The sequence below is a fragment of the Streptomyces sp. NBC_00440 genome (assembly GCF_036014215.1).
Classification (GTDB): Bacteria; Actinomycetota; Actinomycetes; order Streptomycetales; family Streptomycetaceae; genus Streptomyces.
In genome coordinates this window covers 3,265,099-3,281,268 of the sequence record NZ_CP107921.1, presented here as the reverse complement: position 1 = coordinate 3,281,268, position 16,170 = coordinate 3,265,099, and the positions used below count along the sequence as shown (strand labels likewise).

14 protein-coding genes and 1 tRNA gene are annotated in these 16,170 nt (G+C 70.4%); 12 read left to right on the top strand and 3 right to left on the bottom strand.

Going from position 1 to position 16,170, the window contains the following annotated elements; all coding sequences use genetic code 11:
* Positions 1-147: 147 nt before the first annotated feature.
* Positions 148-1,659 (bottom strand): potassium/proton antiporter, encoded by a 1,512-nt coding sequence (locus OHB13_RS14600; protein WP_266861003.1) that lies wholly within the window; start codon positions 1,657-1,659, stop codon positions 148-150.
* 189 nt (positions 1,660-1,848) lie between these two features.
* Here OHB13_RS14600 and OHB13_RS14595 point away from each other — a divergent pair, with 189 nt between their 5' ends.
* Positions 1,849-4,605 carry a penicillin acylase family protein gene (locus OHB13_RS14595; protein ID WP_328377387.1) on the top strand — a complete coding sequence of 919 codons (2,757 nt, stop codon included), beginning with the start codon at positions 1,849-1,851 and terminating at the stop codon, positions 4,603-4,605.
* Positions 4,606-4,683: 78 nt separating this feature from the next.
* Here the strand turns inward: OHB13_RS14595 and OHB13_RS14590 are convergent, their stop codons facing one another.
* Positions 4,684-5,277: a 5-formyltetrahydrofolate cyclo-ligase gene (locus tag OHB13_RS14590; protein ID WP_328377386.1), complete on the bottom strand. Its 594-nt coding sequence runs from the start codon at positions 5,275-5,277 to the stop codon at positions 4,684-4,686.
* A gap of 94 nt (positions 5,278-5,371) precedes the next feature.
* On the opposite strand from OHB13_RS14590, the gene galU reads away from it, so the two are divergent.
* The 10 genes from galU to OHB13_RS14535 all read left to right on the top strand — a co-directional run bounded on the left by galU (position 5,372) and on the right by OHB13_RS14535 (position 14,684).
* On the top strand, positions 5,372-6,274 hold the full coding sequence (galU, locus tag OHB13_RS14585) for a UTP--glucose-1-phosphate uridylyltransferase GalU (RefSeq protein WP_266856041.1): 903 nt from the start codon (positions 5,372-5,374) through the stop codon (positions 6,272-6,274).
* Between the two features lie 3 nt (positions 6,275-6,277).
* Positions 6,278-7,582: a molybdotransferase-like divisome protein Glp gene (glp, locus tag OHB13_RS14580; RefSeq protein ID WP_328377385.1), complete on the top strand. Its 1,305-nt coding sequence runs from the start codon at positions 6,278-6,280 to the stop codon at positions 7,580-7,582.
* Positions 7,583-7,642: 60 nt separating this feature from the next.
* Entirely contained in the window at positions 7,643-8,143 is a 501-nt protein-coding gene (gene moaC, locus OHB13_RS14575) for a cyclic pyranopterin monophosphate synthase MoaC (protein WP_266856045.1), read from the top strand.
* The gene (locus tag OHB13_RS14570) at positions 8,140-8,667 is read left to right on the top strand and encodes a MogA/MoaB family molybdenum cofactor biosynthesis protein (protein WP_328377384.1); all 528 of its coding nucleotides are present in this window, start codon (positions 8,140-8,142) and stop codon (positions 8,665-8,667) included. Before moaC ends, OHB13_RS14570 begins: the two co-directional genes overlap by 4 nt.
* A 17-nt stretch (positions 8,668-8,684) precedes the next feature.
* Complete coding sequence (locus OHB13_RS14565; protein ID WP_266856049.1) at positions 8,685-9,296, top strand: GNAT family N-acetyltransferase; 612 nt, start codon at positions 8,685-8,687, stop codon at positions 9,294-9,296.
* A 232-nt stretch (positions 9,297-9,528) separates the two neighbouring features.
* Positions 9,529-10,593: a divisome protein SepX/GlpR gene (gene sepX / locus OHB13_RS14560; protein ID WP_328377383.1), complete on the top strand. Its 1,065-nt coding sequence runs from the start codon at positions 9,529-9,531 to the stop codon at positions 10,591-10,593.
* 84 nt (positions 10,594-10,677) lie between these two features.
* Positions 10,678-10,751, top strand: a tRNA-Ala gene (locus OHB13_RS14555).
* A gap of 688 nt (positions 10,752-11,439) precedes the next feature.
* Entirely contained in the window at positions 11,440-12,498 is a 1,059-nt protein-coding gene (locus OHB13_RS14550) for a TauD/TfdA dioxygenase family protein (RefSeq protein ID WP_328377382.1), read from the top strand.
* A gap of 389 nt (positions 12,499-12,887) precedes the next feature.
* Complete coding sequence (locus OHB13_RS14540; RefSeq protein WP_266856055.1) at positions 12,888-13,790, top strand: hypothetical protein; 903 nt, start codon at positions 12,888-12,890, stop codon at positions 13,788-13,790.
* Between the two features lie 78 nt (positions 13,791-13,868).
* Positions 13,869-14,684, top strand: coding sequence for an SAM-dependent methyltransferase (locus tag OHB13_RS14535; RefSeq protein WP_401602506.1), 816 nt, complete (start codon positions 13,869-13,871; stop codon positions 14,682-14,684).
* Positions 14,685-14,717: 33 nt separating this feature from the next.
* Here the strand turns inward: OHB13_RS14535 and OHB13_RS14530 are convergent, their stop codons facing one another.
* On the bottom strand, positions 14,718-15,212 hold the full coding sequence (locus tag OHB13_RS14530; RefSeq protein ID WP_328377381.1) for a GNAT family N-acetyltransferase: 495 nt from the start codon (positions 15,210-15,212) through the stop codon (positions 14,718-14,720).
* A 91-nt stretch (positions 15,213-15,303) separates the two neighbouring features.
* On the opposite strand from OHB13_RS14530, the gene OHB13_RS14525 reads away from it, so the two are divergent.
* On the top strand, positions 15,304-16,107 hold the full coding sequence (locus OHB13_RS14525) for an exodeoxyribonuclease III (protein ID WP_266856059.1): 804 nt from the start codon (positions 15,304-15,306) through the stop codon (positions 16,105-16,107).
* The last annotated feature ends 63 nt before the right edge of the window (positions 16,108-16,170 follow it).

Sequence of the window (16,170 nt, the reverse complement as noted above, 5' to 3'; positions counted from 1 at the left end):
CTGCGGTAGGCCGGGCCGTTTCGTCGTGCGGAACTCCTGCGCGGATACCGCGCACGCACCGCGACGGGGGGTGCCTCGACCGCCATACGGTCGCGCCAGCTCTGCATCAGGCAGAGTTGGTCGATCAGGTCAATCAAGTCAATCGGGTCAAGCCGATCGGTTCATGGTACCGCTACTCGCGAGCCATCCCGCCAGCTTGCCTCCCTGGCCGATCGCCCGCAGCCGTGCTTCGGCGGCGTCGCGCACCGGATTGGTCGCCACCACGAGCAGTTCGTCCCCGCGCCGCAGCACCGTCGAGGGCTGCGGTACGAAGCTCGTGCCGTCCCGGACGACCAGGGTGACGGCGGCGCCCTTGGGCAGCCGCAGCTCGCCGACCTCGACGCCGTGCATCCGGGACTTCTCCGGGATCGCCACCGACAGCAGATGCCCGCGCAGCCGCTCCAGGGGCGCCGATTCGATGCCCAGGTCCGCCGCGGCGTCGGCGCCGTCGCCGAGGCTGAGCTTCCTGGCCAGCCAGGGGAGCGTCGGCCCCTGCACCAGTGTGTAGACGACGACGAGCACGAAGACGATGTTGAAGACCCGGGAGCTGCCGTCGATGCCGGACACCATCGGGATGGTCGCCAGGATGATGGGGACGGCTCCGCGCAGCCCGGCCCACGACATCAGGGTCTGCTCCTGCCAGGGCACCCGGAACGGTGCCAGGCTCAGCAGTACGGAGACCGGCCGCGCCACCATCGTCAGGACCAGGCCCACGATCACCGCGGGCCAGAAGTCGCTGCCCAGCTCGTGGGGGCTCACCAGCAGTCCGAGCAGGACGAACATGCCGATCTGGGCGATCCAGCCGAGACCCTCGGCGAACCCGCGGGTGGCCGGCCAGTGCGGCAGCTTGGCGTTGCCGAGCAGCATCGCGGCGAGGTAGACGGCGAGGAAGCCACTGCCGTGCGCGATGGCGCCGGCCGCGTACGCCGTGATCGCGATGGCCATCACGGCGATCGGGTAGAGGCCGGAGGCGGGCAGCGCGACATGGCGCAGCCCCCACGATCCGAGCCAGCCGACGGCGAGGCCGATCGAGGCGCCGATCGCCAGCTCCAGGGCGATCTTGCCGATCAGTACGTACCAGTGGTCGACAGGACCGGCCGTCGAGAACGCGATGACCAGGATCACCACCGGGGCGTCGTTGAAGCCGGACTCGGCCTCCAGTACACCCGTGATCCGGGCCGGCAGGGGCACCTTGCGCAGAACGGAGAAGACGGCGGCGGCGTCGGTGGACGACACCACGGCGCCGATGATCAGGGCCTGGCGCCATTCGAGACCGACCAGGTAGTGCGCGCCGGCGGCGGTGATCCCCACGCTCACCGCGACGCCGGCCGTCGACAGCACGACGGCCATCGGCAGGACCGGTTTGATCTCTTTCCACTTGGTGCCCAGGCCGCCCTCGGTCAGGATCACGACCAGCGCGGCGTAGCCGATCACCTGGGTCATCTCGACGTTGTCGAACTTGACGTTGAAGATGCCGTCCTGGCCTATCGCCATCCCGATGCCGAGATACAGCAGCAGGCTGGGGAGGCCGCTGCGCGACGAGATGCGCACGGCGGCCACGGCGATCAGCAGGACGAGTGAGCAGATCAGCAGGAGCTCGTTGAGATGGTGGACAGTCAGTGGCCGTTCCTTCCCTCGTACGCTGCAAGTACTTCGTTACCCTACCTAATCCTTGACGCTTCCTTGACGCTTCGCTTACTTGTGCGATGCCGCTGGGGATACCGCGTCCGTAACGCACAGGCGCTGCGCCTATGGTTGCTCCAGCGCTCCGTCGGACCTACAGACCACCCTGCCCCTCGAAGGACAGCGATGCCCGCCGCCACCACCACAGCCGTCCCTTCCGGCACGAAATCCGGCACGAAATCCCGTAAGAAGAAAGGGCGTCGCGCCAGGCTGATCGTGATCGTCGTGGTGCTGGCGCTCGTTGCGGGCATCGGGTACGGGTCGTACTGGGGCGTGAGCACCGTGCGGGCGTCCCTTCCGCAGACGACCGGTGAGATCAAGGTCCCCGGCCTCTCGGGCAACGTCGACGTCAAGCGGGACAGCTACGGCGTACCGCAGATCTACGCGGACACCGACGCCGACCTCTTCCGCGCGCAGGGCTACGTCCAGGCCCAGGACCGTTTCTACGAGATGGACGTCCGGCGCCACATGACATCCGGCCGGCTCTCCGAGATGTTCGGATCGAGCCAGGTCAAGACCGACTCCTTCCTGCGCACGCTCGGCTGGCACCGGGTCGCGCAGAAGGAGTACGACACCAAGCTGTCGCCGGAGACGAAGAAGAACCTCCAGGCGTACTCGGCCGGGGTCAACGCGTATCTGAAGGGCAAGGACGGCAAGCAGATCTCCGTCGAGTACGCGGCCCTGAACCTCACCAACGACTACAAGCCCGAAGCGTGGACGCCCGTCGACTCGGTGGCCTGGCTCAAGGCGATGGCCTGGGACCTGCGCGGCAACATGCAGGACGAGATCGACCGTTCGCTGATGACCTCGCGGCTGAGCGCCCAGCAGATCAGTGACCTGTACCCGTCCTACCCGTACAGCCGGAACAAGCCGATCGTGCAGCAGGGCGGCATCGACCCGGTCACCGGGAAGTTCGACCAGGACGCGAACCCGGGCGGCACCGTGGGTGGTTCGGACACCGCGACCGGCGCGGTCCAGGGCATGCAGTCGCAGCTCTCCTCGCTCTCGGACACCCTGGACAAGATCCCGACGCTGCTCGGCCCGAGCGGCAGCGGCATCGGCTCCAACTCCTGGGTGGTCTCCGGGGACCTGACGACCACCGGCAAACCGCTGCTGGCCAACGACCCGCACCTGGCGCCGCAACTGCCGTCCCTCTGGTACCAGATGGGCCTGCACTGCCGGACCATCTCCAGCAGCTGCCACTACGACGTCGCGGGCTACACCTTCTCCGGCATGCCGGGCGTGGTCATCGGGCACAACCAGGACATCTCCTGGGGCTTCACCAACCTCGGCGCCGATGTCACCGACCTCTACCTGGAGAAGGTCACCGACAACGGCTATCTGTACGACGGCGAGGAGAAGCCCTTCACGACCCGCCAGGAGACGATCAAGGTCGCCGGCGGGAAGTCGCGGCAGATCGTCGTACGGGAGACGAACAACGGCCCGCTGGTCTCCGACCGGGACACCGAACTGGCGAAGGTCGGCCAGAAGGCGCCCGTGACCTCGGCGGCACCGGACCGCGGCGACGGCTACGCGGTGGCCCTCAAGTGGACCGCGCTCCAGCCGGGCAATTCCATGGACGCGGTCTTCGACCTGGACAAGGCCAAGGACTGGTCCGGGTTCCGGGCCGCCGCCAAGAACTTCGACGTCCCCTCGCAGAACCTGATCTACGCCGACACCAAGGGCAACATCGGCTACCAGGCGCCCGGCTCCATCCCGATCCGCTCCAAGGGCGACGACGGCACGATGCCCGCTCCGGGCTGGGACCCCAAGTACGCCTGGAAGGGCACGATCCCCTTCGATCAGCTGCCCTACGAGTACAACCCGAAGCGCGGCTACATCGTCACCGCCAACCAGGCCGTGATCGACCCGAAGAAGTATCCGTACCTGATCACCGAGGACTGGGGCTACGGCACCCGCAGCCGGCGGATCACCGACCTCATCGAGTCGAAGACCAGGGACGGCGGGAAGATCTCGACCGAGGACATGCAGAAGATGCAGCTGGACAACAGCAGCGAGATCGCCAAGCTGCTGACCCCGATGCTGCTGAAGCTGAACATCAAGGACCCGTACGTCCGCCAGGCGCAGAAGCTCCTCGAAGGCTGGGACTACACCCAGGAGTCGGACTCGGCGGCGGCCGCGTACTTCAACGCGGTCTGGCGCAACATCCTCAAGCTCGCCTTCGGCAACAAGCTGCCCAAGGAGCTGCGGGTCGAGGGTCAGTGCCTCAATGTGCCGCCCGCCGACAGCGCTTCGGGTCCTGCCGACAAACAGGACAAGCTGGTACGGGAGTGCGGCGAGCGCTCGGCCGACTCGGCGCAGCCGGACGGCGGCGACCGCTGGTTCGAGGTCGTGCGCAAGCTGCTCGACAAGCCGGACAGCGACTGGTGGAAGACGCCGAAGACCCGTCTGGACAAGCCCACCCACAACCGTGACGAGCTGCTCGGGCGGGCCATGAAGGACGCCCGCTGGGAGCTGACCGCCAAGCTCGGCAAGGACGTCGACACCTGGAACTGGGGCCGGCTGCACCAGCTGATGCTCACCAACCAGACGCTCGGCACCGACGGCCCCGGCATCCTCAAGTGGCTGCTCAACCGCGGCCCGTTCAACCTGGGCGGCGGCGAGGCAGCGGTCGACGCCACCGGCTGGAACGCGGCCGGCGGGTACGGCGTCGTCTGGGTCCCCTCGATGCGGATGGTCGTGAACCTCAAGGACCTCGACAGGTCGCAGTGGATCAACCTGACCGGGGAGTCGGGGCACGCGTACAGCGCGCACTACACCGACCAGGAAGGCAAGTGGGCCAACGGCGATCTGCTCGGCTGGTCGTTCAGCAAGGCCGCCGTGGACAGGAGCACGGTCGACACCCTGGTGCTCAAGCCGTGACGCGGGCGCGCCGGCTGTGACGTGAGGCGCCGGTCGCGCAGGGACAGCTGCGCGCCGGCGCTTGCCGGAGCCTCCGGTTCATGCGCCGAAGCGGCGGACTCCTTCCGGGGTCACCACTGCCTGTACGGGGTGGTCGTGCGGTTCCTCAGGGACCCGTGCGACCACCTCGTCGCCGTACAGCAGCACCACCAGGGCGGGGTGCGCGTCCGCCCGTGCGAGCCGGGCGAGGACCCGGTCGTAGCTGCCGCCGCCGCGCCCCAGCCGCATCCCCCGTCCGTCGACGGCCAGCCCTGGCAGCAGAACGGCGTCCGCGTCGAGCACCGCGTCCACGCCGAGCCGTGCGCCGTCCGGCTCACGGAGCCCGCGCCCGGCGGGCACCAGCGAGTCCGCGCCCTCGTACGCGCCCCAGTCGAGGTCGTTGTCGGGCAGCAGCACCGGAAGCAGCACCCGGACCCCGCGGGCGCGCAGCGCGTCCAGGAGCGGGCGGGTGCCCGGCTCGCGGCCGACCGAGACATACGCCGCGACCGTGCGCGCCCGCGCCAGCTCCGGGAGCGCGACGGCGTGCCCGGCGAGAACCGCGGCGGCCGATTGCACGTCCTCAGTGGACAGGAGGGCTCGCGCGGCCAGGAGTTGCTGCCGCAGGGACGCTTTGTCGAAGTTTGCGGGCACCATGGGAAGTTCGCAATCCTCTCGTAACCTCGGGTATGAGGATCTATTAACCGGAGCATCATCTTCCGCCTCGAAGTCAGCGGATATGGTGCTACGTATGACTCAGTTGCCACCCAGGATCAGCAAGGCTGTCATTCCGGCAGCGGGCCTCGGCACCCGGTTCCTGCCGGCCACCAAGGCCACTCCCAAAGAGATGCTGCCCGTGGTGGACAAACCAGCCATCCAGTACGTCGTCGAGGAGGCCGTCTCGGCCGGTCTCTCCGACGTACTCATGATCACCGGTCGGAACAAGCGTCCGCTGGAGGACCACTTCGACCGCAACTACGAGCTGGAGTCGGCGCTCACCCGCAAGGGCGACGCCGAGAAGCTGGCCAGGGTCCAGGAGTCCAGCGACCTCGCGACCATGCACTACGTACGCCAGGGCGACCCCAGGGGACTGGGCCACGCCGTCCTGTGCGCGGCCCCGCACGTCGGTGACCAGCCCTTCGCGGTCCTCCTCGGCGACGACCTGATCGACCCGCGCGACCCGCTGCTGGCACGCATGGTGGAGATCCAGGAGCGCGAGGGCGGCAGTGTGGTCGCCCTCATGGAGGTCGAGCCGGCCCAGATCCACCTGTACGGCTGCGCGGCCGTCGAGCCGACCGGAGAGTCGGACGTGGTCAAGGTCACCGACCTGGTGGAGAAGCCCGCGGTGGCCGACGCCCCCAGCAACCTCGCGATCATCGGCCGTTACGTCCTGGACCCCGCGGTCTTCGACATACTGCGCAAGACCGAGCCCGGCCGCGGCAACGAGATCCAGCTCACCGACGCCCTCCAGCAGCTCGCCCACGACGAGAAGGCGGGCGGCCCGGTCCACGGTGTCGTCTTCAAGGGGCGCCGCTATGACACCGGCGACCGGGGCGACTATCTGCGTGCCATTGTCAGACTCGCGTGCGAACGTGAGGACCTGGGCCCGGACTTCAAGGCCTGGCTTCGCCGTTATGTCACCGAGGAGATGTAGCACGTGAGCAACACCCCGATCTGGTCGGTGGACGAGCATCTGGACGACATCCTCGCGGCCGTCCGCCCCCTCGAACCGATCGAGCTGCAACTGCCGGACGCGCAGGGCTGCGTCCTCTTCGAGGACGTCACGGTCGAGATCTCGCTGCCGCCCTTCGACAACAGCTCGATGGACGGGTACGCGGTCCGTACGGTCGATGTCGAGGGTGCGAGCGAGGAGTTCCCCGCTGTCCTCACGGTCATCGGGGACGTGGCGGCCGGGATGGCCGAACTGCCCACGGTGGGGCCGGGCGAGGCCGCCCGCATCATGACGGGCGCGCCGCTGCCGCCCGGCGCACAGGCCGTCGTTCCGGTCGAGTGGACCGACGGCGGCACCGGCGGGGGAGCGGCCACCACCATGCGGGCCGCGAGCGGCGCACCCGAGGGCGCGAGCGGCGAAGTCCGGGTGTACCGCCAGGCCGGGCCGGGCGAGCACGTCCGCGAGTGCGGCAGCGACGTCCGCTCCGGCGACCTCGCGCTCGAAGCGGGCACGGTGCTCGGCCCGCCGCAGATCGGGCTGCTCGCCGCGATCGGCCGGGGCTCCGTGCGGGTACGCCCGCGTCCGCGCGTCGTCGTGATGTCGACCGGCAGCGAGCTGACCCAGCCGGGCGAGGTGCTCGCCGAGGGGCAGATCTACGACTCCAACAGCTTCGCCCTGGCCGCGGCGGCCCGGGACGCGGGCGCCATCTCGTACCGCGTCGGAGCGGTCACCGACGACGCCGACGCGCTGCGCGCCACCATCGAGGACCAGCTGGTCAGGGCCGACCTCCTGGTCACCACCGGTGGCGTCAGCGTCGGCGCGTACGACGTGGTGAAGGAGGCGCTGTCGTCCGTCGGCGACGAGGACGAGCACGGCAGCGGTATCGACTTCCGCAAGCTGGCGATGCAGCCGGGCAAGCCCCAGGGCTTCGGCTCGATCGGCCCCGACCACACCCCGCTGCTCGCCCTCCCCGGCAACCCGGTCTCCAGCTATGTCTCGTTCGAGTTGTTCGTGCGCCCCGCGATCCGCGCCCTGATGGGCATGAAGAACGTCAGTCGTCCGACGGTGCGCGCCACCCTGGAGACCGGCAAGGCGATCAGCTCGCCCGCCGGACGGCGCCAGTTCCTGCGCGGCCGGTACGACGCGGAGAAGGGAACCGTCGCCACCGTCGGGGGTTCCGGCTCGCATCTGATCGCGGCTCTCGCTCACGCCGACTGCCTGCTCGTCATCCCCGAGGAGACCGTCGTGGCCGAGTCCGGCACGGAGCTCGAAGTGGTCCTCCTGGGGTGAGGGCGGCGCCGTGGCGGTACCGTGTCTGACCACACAGGCCAGACCGGGAGCACCACAGCAATGAGTAAGCAGCAAGGGCTCACGCACATCGATGAGGTGGGTGCGGCCCGCATGGTCGACGTCTCGGAGAAGGACGTCACCGCACGCACCGCACGCGCGAGCGGTCGGGTTCTCGTCTCGCCGCGCGTCGTGGAACTGCTCAGGGGCGAGGGAGTCCCCAAGGGAGACGCCCTGGCCACCGCCCGGATCGCGGGCATCATGGGAGCCAAGCGCACCCCCGATCTGATCCCGCTGTGCCACCCGCTCGCGGTCTCCGGGGTGAAGCTCGGCCTGACCGTCGCCGACGACGCGGTCGAGATCCTCGCCACGGTGAAGACCACCGACAGGACCGGCGTCGAGATGGAGGCGCTGACGGCCGTCACGGTCGCCGCGCTCACCGTGATCGACATGGTGAAGGCGGTCGACAAGGGCGCGGTCATCACCGACGTCCGGGTCGAGGAGAAGACGGGCGGCAAGTCCGGCACGTACCGCCGCCCGGACCCGGAGGGGACCGGAGCATGAGTACCCCGACCACCCCGCCCACGGCACGGGCGTACACCGCACTCGTGGTGACAGCGTCGAACCGCGCGTCGGCCGGCGTCTACGCGGACCGGGGCGGCCCGCTCATCGCCGGGGCGCTCACCGGACTCGGCTTCACGGTCGAAGGACCGCAGGTCGTCCCGGACGGAGACCCGGTCGAGCAGGCGCTGCGCGCCGGGGTGGCGGCGGCGTACGACGTCATCGTCACCACCGGCGGTACGGGCATCTCGCCCACCGACCGCACCCCCGACGCGACCCTGCGCGTCCTCGACCGCGAGATCCCGGGCATCGCGGAGGCGATCCGTGCCGAAGGCCTGGCCAAGGTCCCGGCCGCCGCACTCTCACGGGGCGTCGCCGGGCTGGCCGGCACGACCCTCGTCGTCAACCTCCCCGGCTCCACCGGCGGGGTCCGCGACGGACTCGCCGTACTCGGACGGCTGCTGGTGCACGCCGTGGACCAGATCCGGGGCGGCGACCACCCCAGACCCGCCGGGAGCATGAGCTGAACCTCTCACCGTGGCCCGTGGAACTGGCAGAAGGCCCCGTCGCCCTGCGCCCCATAAAACTGCGGGACCAGAAGGTCTGGCGCGAGGTGAACCGGCGCAACCGCGACTGGCTGCGCCCCTGGGAGGCGACCGTTCCGCCGCCCGCACCGGGCGGCCCGGTCGCGCAGCGCCCCACCTACCGGCAGATGGTCCGCCATCTGCGCTCGGAGGCGCACGCCGGGCGGATGCTGCCGTTCGTGATCGAGTACCAGGGGCGGCTCGTCGGGCAGCTGACCGTGGCCGGGATCACCTGGGGCTCGATGTGCTCGGGCCATGTCGGTTACTGGGTCGACCGGGAGGTCGCCGGGCGGGGTGTCATGCCGACCGCGGTGGCGCTCGCCGTCGACCACTGTTTCCGTACCGTCGGGATGCACCGCATGGAGGTCTGCATTCGCCCGGAGAACGAACCGAGCCGGCGGGTCGTGGAGAAACTCGGATTCCGCGAGGAGGGGCTGCGGCCGCGTTATCTGCACATCGACGGGGGCTGGCGTGACCATCTGGTCTTCGCGCTGACCGCCGAAGAAGTCCCTGACGGGCTGCTCAACAGGTGGCGCCGGGCGCGTCCGGGGACGACACCGAAGCGGCCGTGAGTCTGTTCGCAAGCTGCCCGGGAGTGTTCCTGGCAGCTTGTCAGAAGACCCCGTAAATAAAATAAGTGTTCGAAATTGGCGCCCAATCGGGCATCATCCGTAGTGAACACGCCCACATTCGGAGACTGTTGATCCGAACAATCACAAAAAAAGTTCGAGATATCAGCCGGATCGTGCGACACACCGGGCCAATTGGCAGATGGCCCCATGCGGACCCCTCTACGGTGTGAGGGTGAGCAGCAGTGGCCTCATCTACGCAGTCATCGTCGGGGCCTGGGCCGCCTACTTGGTGCCGATGTGGCTCCGCAGGCAGGACGAGCTGAACGAGGCCCGTCCGACGGAACGCTTCAGCACCGCCATCCGGCTGCTGTCCGGACGGGCGGGAATGGAGCGCCGGTACGCCAGGGAGCTTCAGGAGCGCGCAGCCGGTGAGGGTGTTCCCGACGATGCGGTGCCGGACAGTGCGACGGATTCCCCGAGTTCCGTCGACGTCCGGTCTTTCGCCATGTCCTCGGAGGGCCCGGACGTGCCCGTGGCCCACCAGGAGCGGCCCGCTCCGAAGGCGCGCCGTGCCGGGCCCGCCGACGGCCCGGCCGCCGAGCGCGCCCGGCGCCTGAAGGTACTCGCGCGCCGCAGACGCACCACCGTGCTGCTCTTCATGGCGTTCACCCTCGGCGCGATCGTCGCCGCGGTCGGCGGCCTGGGGCTCCTCTGGGCGCCCGCCGCGCCCGCCGTGCTGCTGAGCACGTACATCGTGTACCTGCGGACCCAGGAGCGGCGCCGCTTCGCCTTCACGATGGACCGGCGCAGGGCCGAGGCTGCCGCACAGCGGCTGCGCGAGAACCGCCCCCGCCGCCCCGGCGCGGGTGCGGCCGAGCAGCGCGCCGACACCGACGCGCGCCACCCCGAGCCCGAGCCCGCCCCGGCCGTCTCCGCGCAGGAGGCCGGCCGCCGCGCCCTGGTCGAGCAGACGGACCACGCGGAGTGGGTCGACCAGCAGCGTGAGCGCGGCCGGGGCCGGGGCGACAGCTGGGAGCCCGTCCCGGTGCCGCTGCCGACGTACGTCACCGCCCCGGTCGCACCCCGCGCGCCGGGCAGTATCGACCTCGGCGCCCCTGACACCTGGAGCTCGGCCCGCTCGTCCAGCGTGCCCGAGCCGGCGTCCGACGAGACCCCGGACCCCGCCCCCGCCGAGGACCGGAAGAACCCGGCGGCCCGGCGCCCCCGCGAGCGCGGGCGCACGCCGCTCTTCGACCAGTACGAGGACGAGGACCGGCCGCGCGCGGCCAATGAGTGACCGGCCGGGACCGGCCTCCGTGACCAGCGGGGGAGCGGATTTCCGAGCACCCCGGCCGGGGTGCTAAAGTTTCACTCGTTGCAAGGGCCTGTGGCGCAGTCTGGTAGCGCACCTCGTTCGCATCGAGGGGGTCTGGGGTTCAAATCCCCACAGGTCCACCGCAAGGACCGTCTCCGGGTTCGTCCCGGAGCGGTTCATGAAATCCCGGTCAGACGGTTTCCGTCCGGCCGGGATTTCGTCGTTTCCACGGCCCTGCGGTCGCAACGTTACGGCGGCATGAATTCGCCCCGCCGCTGGGGACCCGGTTCGCGACGGCGCGCGCACCTCGCCCGGCCTGGTGAAAAGCCGCTGCTCAGAGGCGATTTCACGGTGCGATGGCGGTGCTGCCGCAGGCCCCGCGCAGACGCCGGTTCAACCGCTCCCGCGCACCGTCCGGCAGGCGGAGGGCCATTGACGCGGACGGAAGGGCGCTGGAAATCTCCGGGTCATGTTCGCGACGGCCGTTCCCGACGCGTGGCCCGCCCACGCCGCCCGCTCCGCTGTGCGGGCGGCGTGTCCGGACCGCTGTCGCTGTACCGCCGTCTGACCGGACGCCCGGCCGCGTCGCCCCGTAGGCCCTCAAGGCCGTGGGCCCATCGCCCCGTAGGCCCCGTAGTTCCGCAGGCCTCATGGCCCCAGGTGCCGGCTCCACGGTCAGGCGGCCGCGATTCGCTCCCGACGCCGCAGTCCCCGTACGGCTCTCTGCCCTGTGCCGCCCCGGCTCCGCCGACGGCCTTATTACGTCCTCTCCAGGATCAATCAAGGATCAATCACCGGACGATCCTGGCTTCCGAAGGGAATCCCGCCATGTCCTCGGCAACCACCGCCGCTGCTTCCGCCTCCGCCACCGACAGGCCCGCCATCGACAGGCCCGCCACCGAGAAGCCCCACGCCGGGAAGTCCGGCGCGGATGAGGTCACCGTCCAGAAGCTCGGCGGCCGTATCGGCGCTGTCATCTCCGGGGTGCGCCTCGGAGGCGACCTCGACCCGGTGACCGTCACCGCTGTCCGGGACGCGCTGCTGGCCAACAAGGTCGTCTTCTTCCGTGGCCAGGACCACCTGGACGAGGACAGCCACGAGGCGTTCGGCCGGCTCCTCGGCACCCCGGTCGCACACCCCACCGTCCCGTCCGCCGACGGGCGCTACTCGCTCGGCATCGACTCCGACCACGGCGGCCGGGCCAACCAGTGGCACACCGACGTCACCTTCGTCCCCGCCTACCCGGCCTTCTCGATCCTGCGTGCTGTCGTCATCCCGCCCTACGGCGGCAACACCCTGTGGGCCAGCACCGCGGCGGCCTACGCCGGGCTTCCCGAGCCGCTGCGCACCCTCGCCGACACACTGCGCGCGGTCCACTCCAACGACTACGACTATGTGGCCGTGCGCCCCGACGCCCGGCCCGAGGCACTCGCCCAGTACCAGAAGGTGTTCACATCGACGAAGTTCCTCACCGAGCACCCGGTGGTGCGCGTCCACCCCGAGACCGGCGAACGCGTGCTGCTCCTCGGCAACTTCGTGCAGCGCATCAGCGGTCTGACCGGCCGCGACTCCCGCGCCCTCGTCGACCTGTTCCAGTCGCACATCGAGCGTCCGGAGAACACCGTGCGCTGGCAGTGGCAGACCGGTGACGTCGCCATCTGGGACAACCGCGCCACCCAGCACTACGGGGTCGACGACTCCGACGAGCACACGCGCAAGCTCCGCCGCGTCACCATCGACGGGGACGTCCCGGTCGGTGTCGACGGCCGCCCGTCCACCCTCATCAGTCCCGAGGAGGTGCCCGACCCGGCCTTCGGTATCGCATCAGGCGCATCAGGTGTATCAGGCGCATCCGGCACCCGGGTGCCGGAGACGGCCGGCGCATGAGCGGCTCCGCCGGGCGACCCCGCAGGTGATCGGGGGCGAAGGGGCGGGGGGTACGGGCTCGCGTCACTGCCCGAGCCCGTACTCCACAGCCGGCCGACGTCCGAGGCGCAGTCGCCCACGATTCGGCCTTCGCCCAGTGGATCCAGCTGTGCGTTCTCTCCGGTGAACTCGCCCCGCTCCCAACGGCGTTGATAGAGTCGCTCGCTCTCGGCCCGGTCGTCGGTGTCGCCCGCCGCCGGCTCGCGGTATCGACGACGTCGATCTCGGCGAGGCCGCCCGGATCCTTCCGGAGCGGTATCTGGCTGTCGCCGGCCCCGTGACACGGGCCCCGGCAGTCCCGGACCCCTGATACGTGCCCTCCACCGGGAGAGCCACGAGGAGAGCGCACTGTGCGCCGCACCATCGCCACCCAGCCCTTCGATGTGGAAGCGCTGCTGCCGGAGCTGGCCGGGCTCGCCCGGGGGACCACGCTGCTGTATCCGAGGCGCGGTGAACCGGGCGTCCACGACAGCTCCGTCGGCGGTCCCCTGCTCTGGCCGGCCGCCGAGCCGTGGCCGCGCTGTGCGGATCCCGGGCACTGGAAGCCGCTGCGCACCCCGACCGAGGTCGTCGGGCCCGACCCCGTGGCGATGGTGCCGGTCGTGCAGCTGTACGCACGCGACGTGCCCGAACTGCCCTTTCCCGAGGGCCGGGACCTGCTCCAGGTGACGTGGTGCGCACTGATCCACGACGACGGGCCCGCGACCGTACGGCCGAAGCTGTACTGGCGCAGCGAGCGGGAGACCGTCACGGGCGGGGTGCTCGCAGACCGGCCGCTGCCGTACGAGTGCGACGAGGAGTTCACGCCCCGTCCCTGCACGGTGAGTCCGACGCGCGTGGTCGAGTACCCGAACTCCGACCTGCCGGCGGCTCTCGCGGCCGAACTTGGCGGACGGTTCGACCAGATCGAGGAGGAACTCGGCTGCTCGTACTACGACGTGGCCACCGTCCTGCAGACGAAGGTCGCCGGATACCCGTGCTGGACCCGGCGGCCCGCCTGGCCCCGGTGTTCCTGCGGCCGGCGGATGGAGCACCTGCTCAGCATCACGGCATCGGAACCGGCGGGCGGGCGCTGGCTGCCGCTCGACGAGCACCGGCCCGGCAGCCGCGAGCCGTTCCTGCGGTCGGACGCCGACCCGGCCGTCGTGGACGACATCGGGCACCACATGGTGATGGGGGGCCTCGGCGGTGTGTACCTCTTCGTCTGTACGGCCTGCCCCGGGATGCCGTACGCCCACCGCTACGACTGCTGACGGGGCGCGCCGCCGGGCGGCCCCGACTACCGTGGGGGCCCAGTGAGCCCAGCGATTCGAACATCCGAGGAGCGTTCCGTGACCGCCGGCAGTGACAGACCCCTGAGTGACACGCCCCTGACCGACAGGCCTCTGGTCGACACCAGCAGACCCCACCCGGCGCGCGTCTACGACTGGCTCCTGGGCGGCAAGGACAACTACCCGGTCGATCAGCAGGTCGGCGAGAAGCTGCCGCCGGAGGCGCGCGCCAACGCGGCGCGGAACCGGGCCTTCATGCACCGTGCGGCGGCCTGGCTGGCGGGGAACGGTGTGGACCAGTTCCTCGACGTCGGTACGGGCATCCCGACCGCGCCCAACCTGCACCAGGTGGTCCAGACGATCACGCCCACCGCCCGGGTCGTCTACGCGGACAACGACCCGATCGTGCTGCGCCACGCGGAGGCCCTGCTGATCAGCAGCCCGGAGGGTGCCACCGACTACATCCACGCCGATGTGCGCGAGCCGGAGCTGATTCTCGACCGCGCCCGTGAACTGCTGGACTTCGAGCGGCCGGTCGCCCTGTCGCTCATCGCGCTGATGCACTTCCTGCCCGACGACCAGGATCCGTACGGCATCACCCGCACCCTGGTGGACGCGCTGCCGTCCGGCAGCTGTCTGGCCCTCTCGCACGGTACGGCGGACCAGCATCCGGAGCTGGAGGACGAGACCAGGACGGCGTACCGCAAGGGCGCCATCTCGCTGCGGATGCGCACCCGGGAGGAGGTCGAGCCGTTCTTCGACGGGCTCGATCTCGTCGCGCCGGGGCTGGTGACCGCGACCGAGTGGTACCAGGACGGGCCCGCGCCGGAGAAGGAGCGGAGCGGGTTCTACGTGGGGGTCGCCCGGAAGCGCTGAGCTACCGGCGGCGGCGCTGTGCGGGGGCGCGGGTCACCCGGCGGGCGGGGTGAGCGGCTTCGCGAAGCAGCGGCTGGTCTCGTACTCCCGGTAGTGGCCGAACTTCGAGCAGGGCGCGTAGCCGCTCGACGTGTACAGCGCTATCGCCTCGGGCTGCCGGTTGCCGGTCTCCAGCACCATGCGGGTCCGGCCCGCCGCACGGGCGCTCTCCTCCAGGGCGGCGAGGATCCGGCGGGCCAGACCCAGCCCGCGCGCCTCGCGGACCACGTACATCCGCTTCAGCTCGGCGTCTCCCGCCGAGTACCCCTGATCCCCGGCCTCGTCCTGGTCCCGCCAGCCGCCGGTGGCCACCGGACTGTCGTTCTCGTCGTACGCCAGGAGGTAGAGCCCGGCGGGCGGGTCGAACATCGTGGCGTCGAGCGGGGTGATGTCGCCGTCGTCGCCGTAGCGCTCGACGTATTCGAGCTGGACCTGGTCGTTGAGCTTGACCGCGTCGGGGTGGTCGTAACGGACCGGTCGTATATTCATGCATTACATAGTACATCTATGCGGCAATCGGAGTCGGGGACCGGAGGCCAGGGGTCAGGGGTCAGGGACCGGAGGCCGGTAAAGTGCCCTGATGCTCACTGTGACAACCGTAAACGTGAACGGGCTGCGCGCCGCCGCCAAGAAGGGCTTCGTGGAGTGGCTGGCGGGGACCGACGCCGATGTGATCTGCCTCCAGGAGGTACGGGCCGAGCCCCAGCAGCTGACCGATGAGGTCCGCGAGCCGGAGGGCTGGTTCACCGTGCACGCCCCGGCGGCCGCCAAGGGGCGCGCGGGTGTCTCGCTGTACTCCCGGCGTGAGCCGGAGCGGGTGCAGATCGGATTCGGCAGCGCGGAGTTCGACGGCAGCGGGCGGTACGCCGAGATCGACCTCCCCGGTGTGACGGTCGCAAGCCTGTATCTGCCGTCGGGCGAGGTCGGCACGGAGCGGCAGGACGAGAAGCTGCGGTTCATGGCGGAGTTCCTGCCGTACCTCCAGGGGCTCAGGAAGCGGGCGGCGGCCGACGGCCGGGAGGTCGTGGTCTGCGGCGACTGGAACATCGCCCACCAGGAGGCCGACCTCAAGAACTGGAAGGGCAACAAGAAGAACTCCGGCTTCCTGCCCGAGGAGCGGGAGTGGCTGACGAGTGTCTTCGCCGGGGACGGCGCGGCCTACGTCGACGTGGTGCGCGGGCTGCACCCGGATGTGGAGGGCCCCTACTCGTGGTGGTCCTACCGGGGACGGGCCTTCGACAATGACTCCGGCTGGCGCATCGACTATCAGGTGGCGACCCCGGGGCTGGCCGCGAAGGCGGTCAAGGCGTGGGTCGAGCGGGCCGCCACGCACGACGAGCGGTGGAGCGACCACGCGCCGGTGACGGCGGTGTACGAGCTGTAGGGCGCGGCGGCGACGGCCCCGCCCGGCTGCCGACGGAACGGCAGACGGGACGGGGCCGGGCTC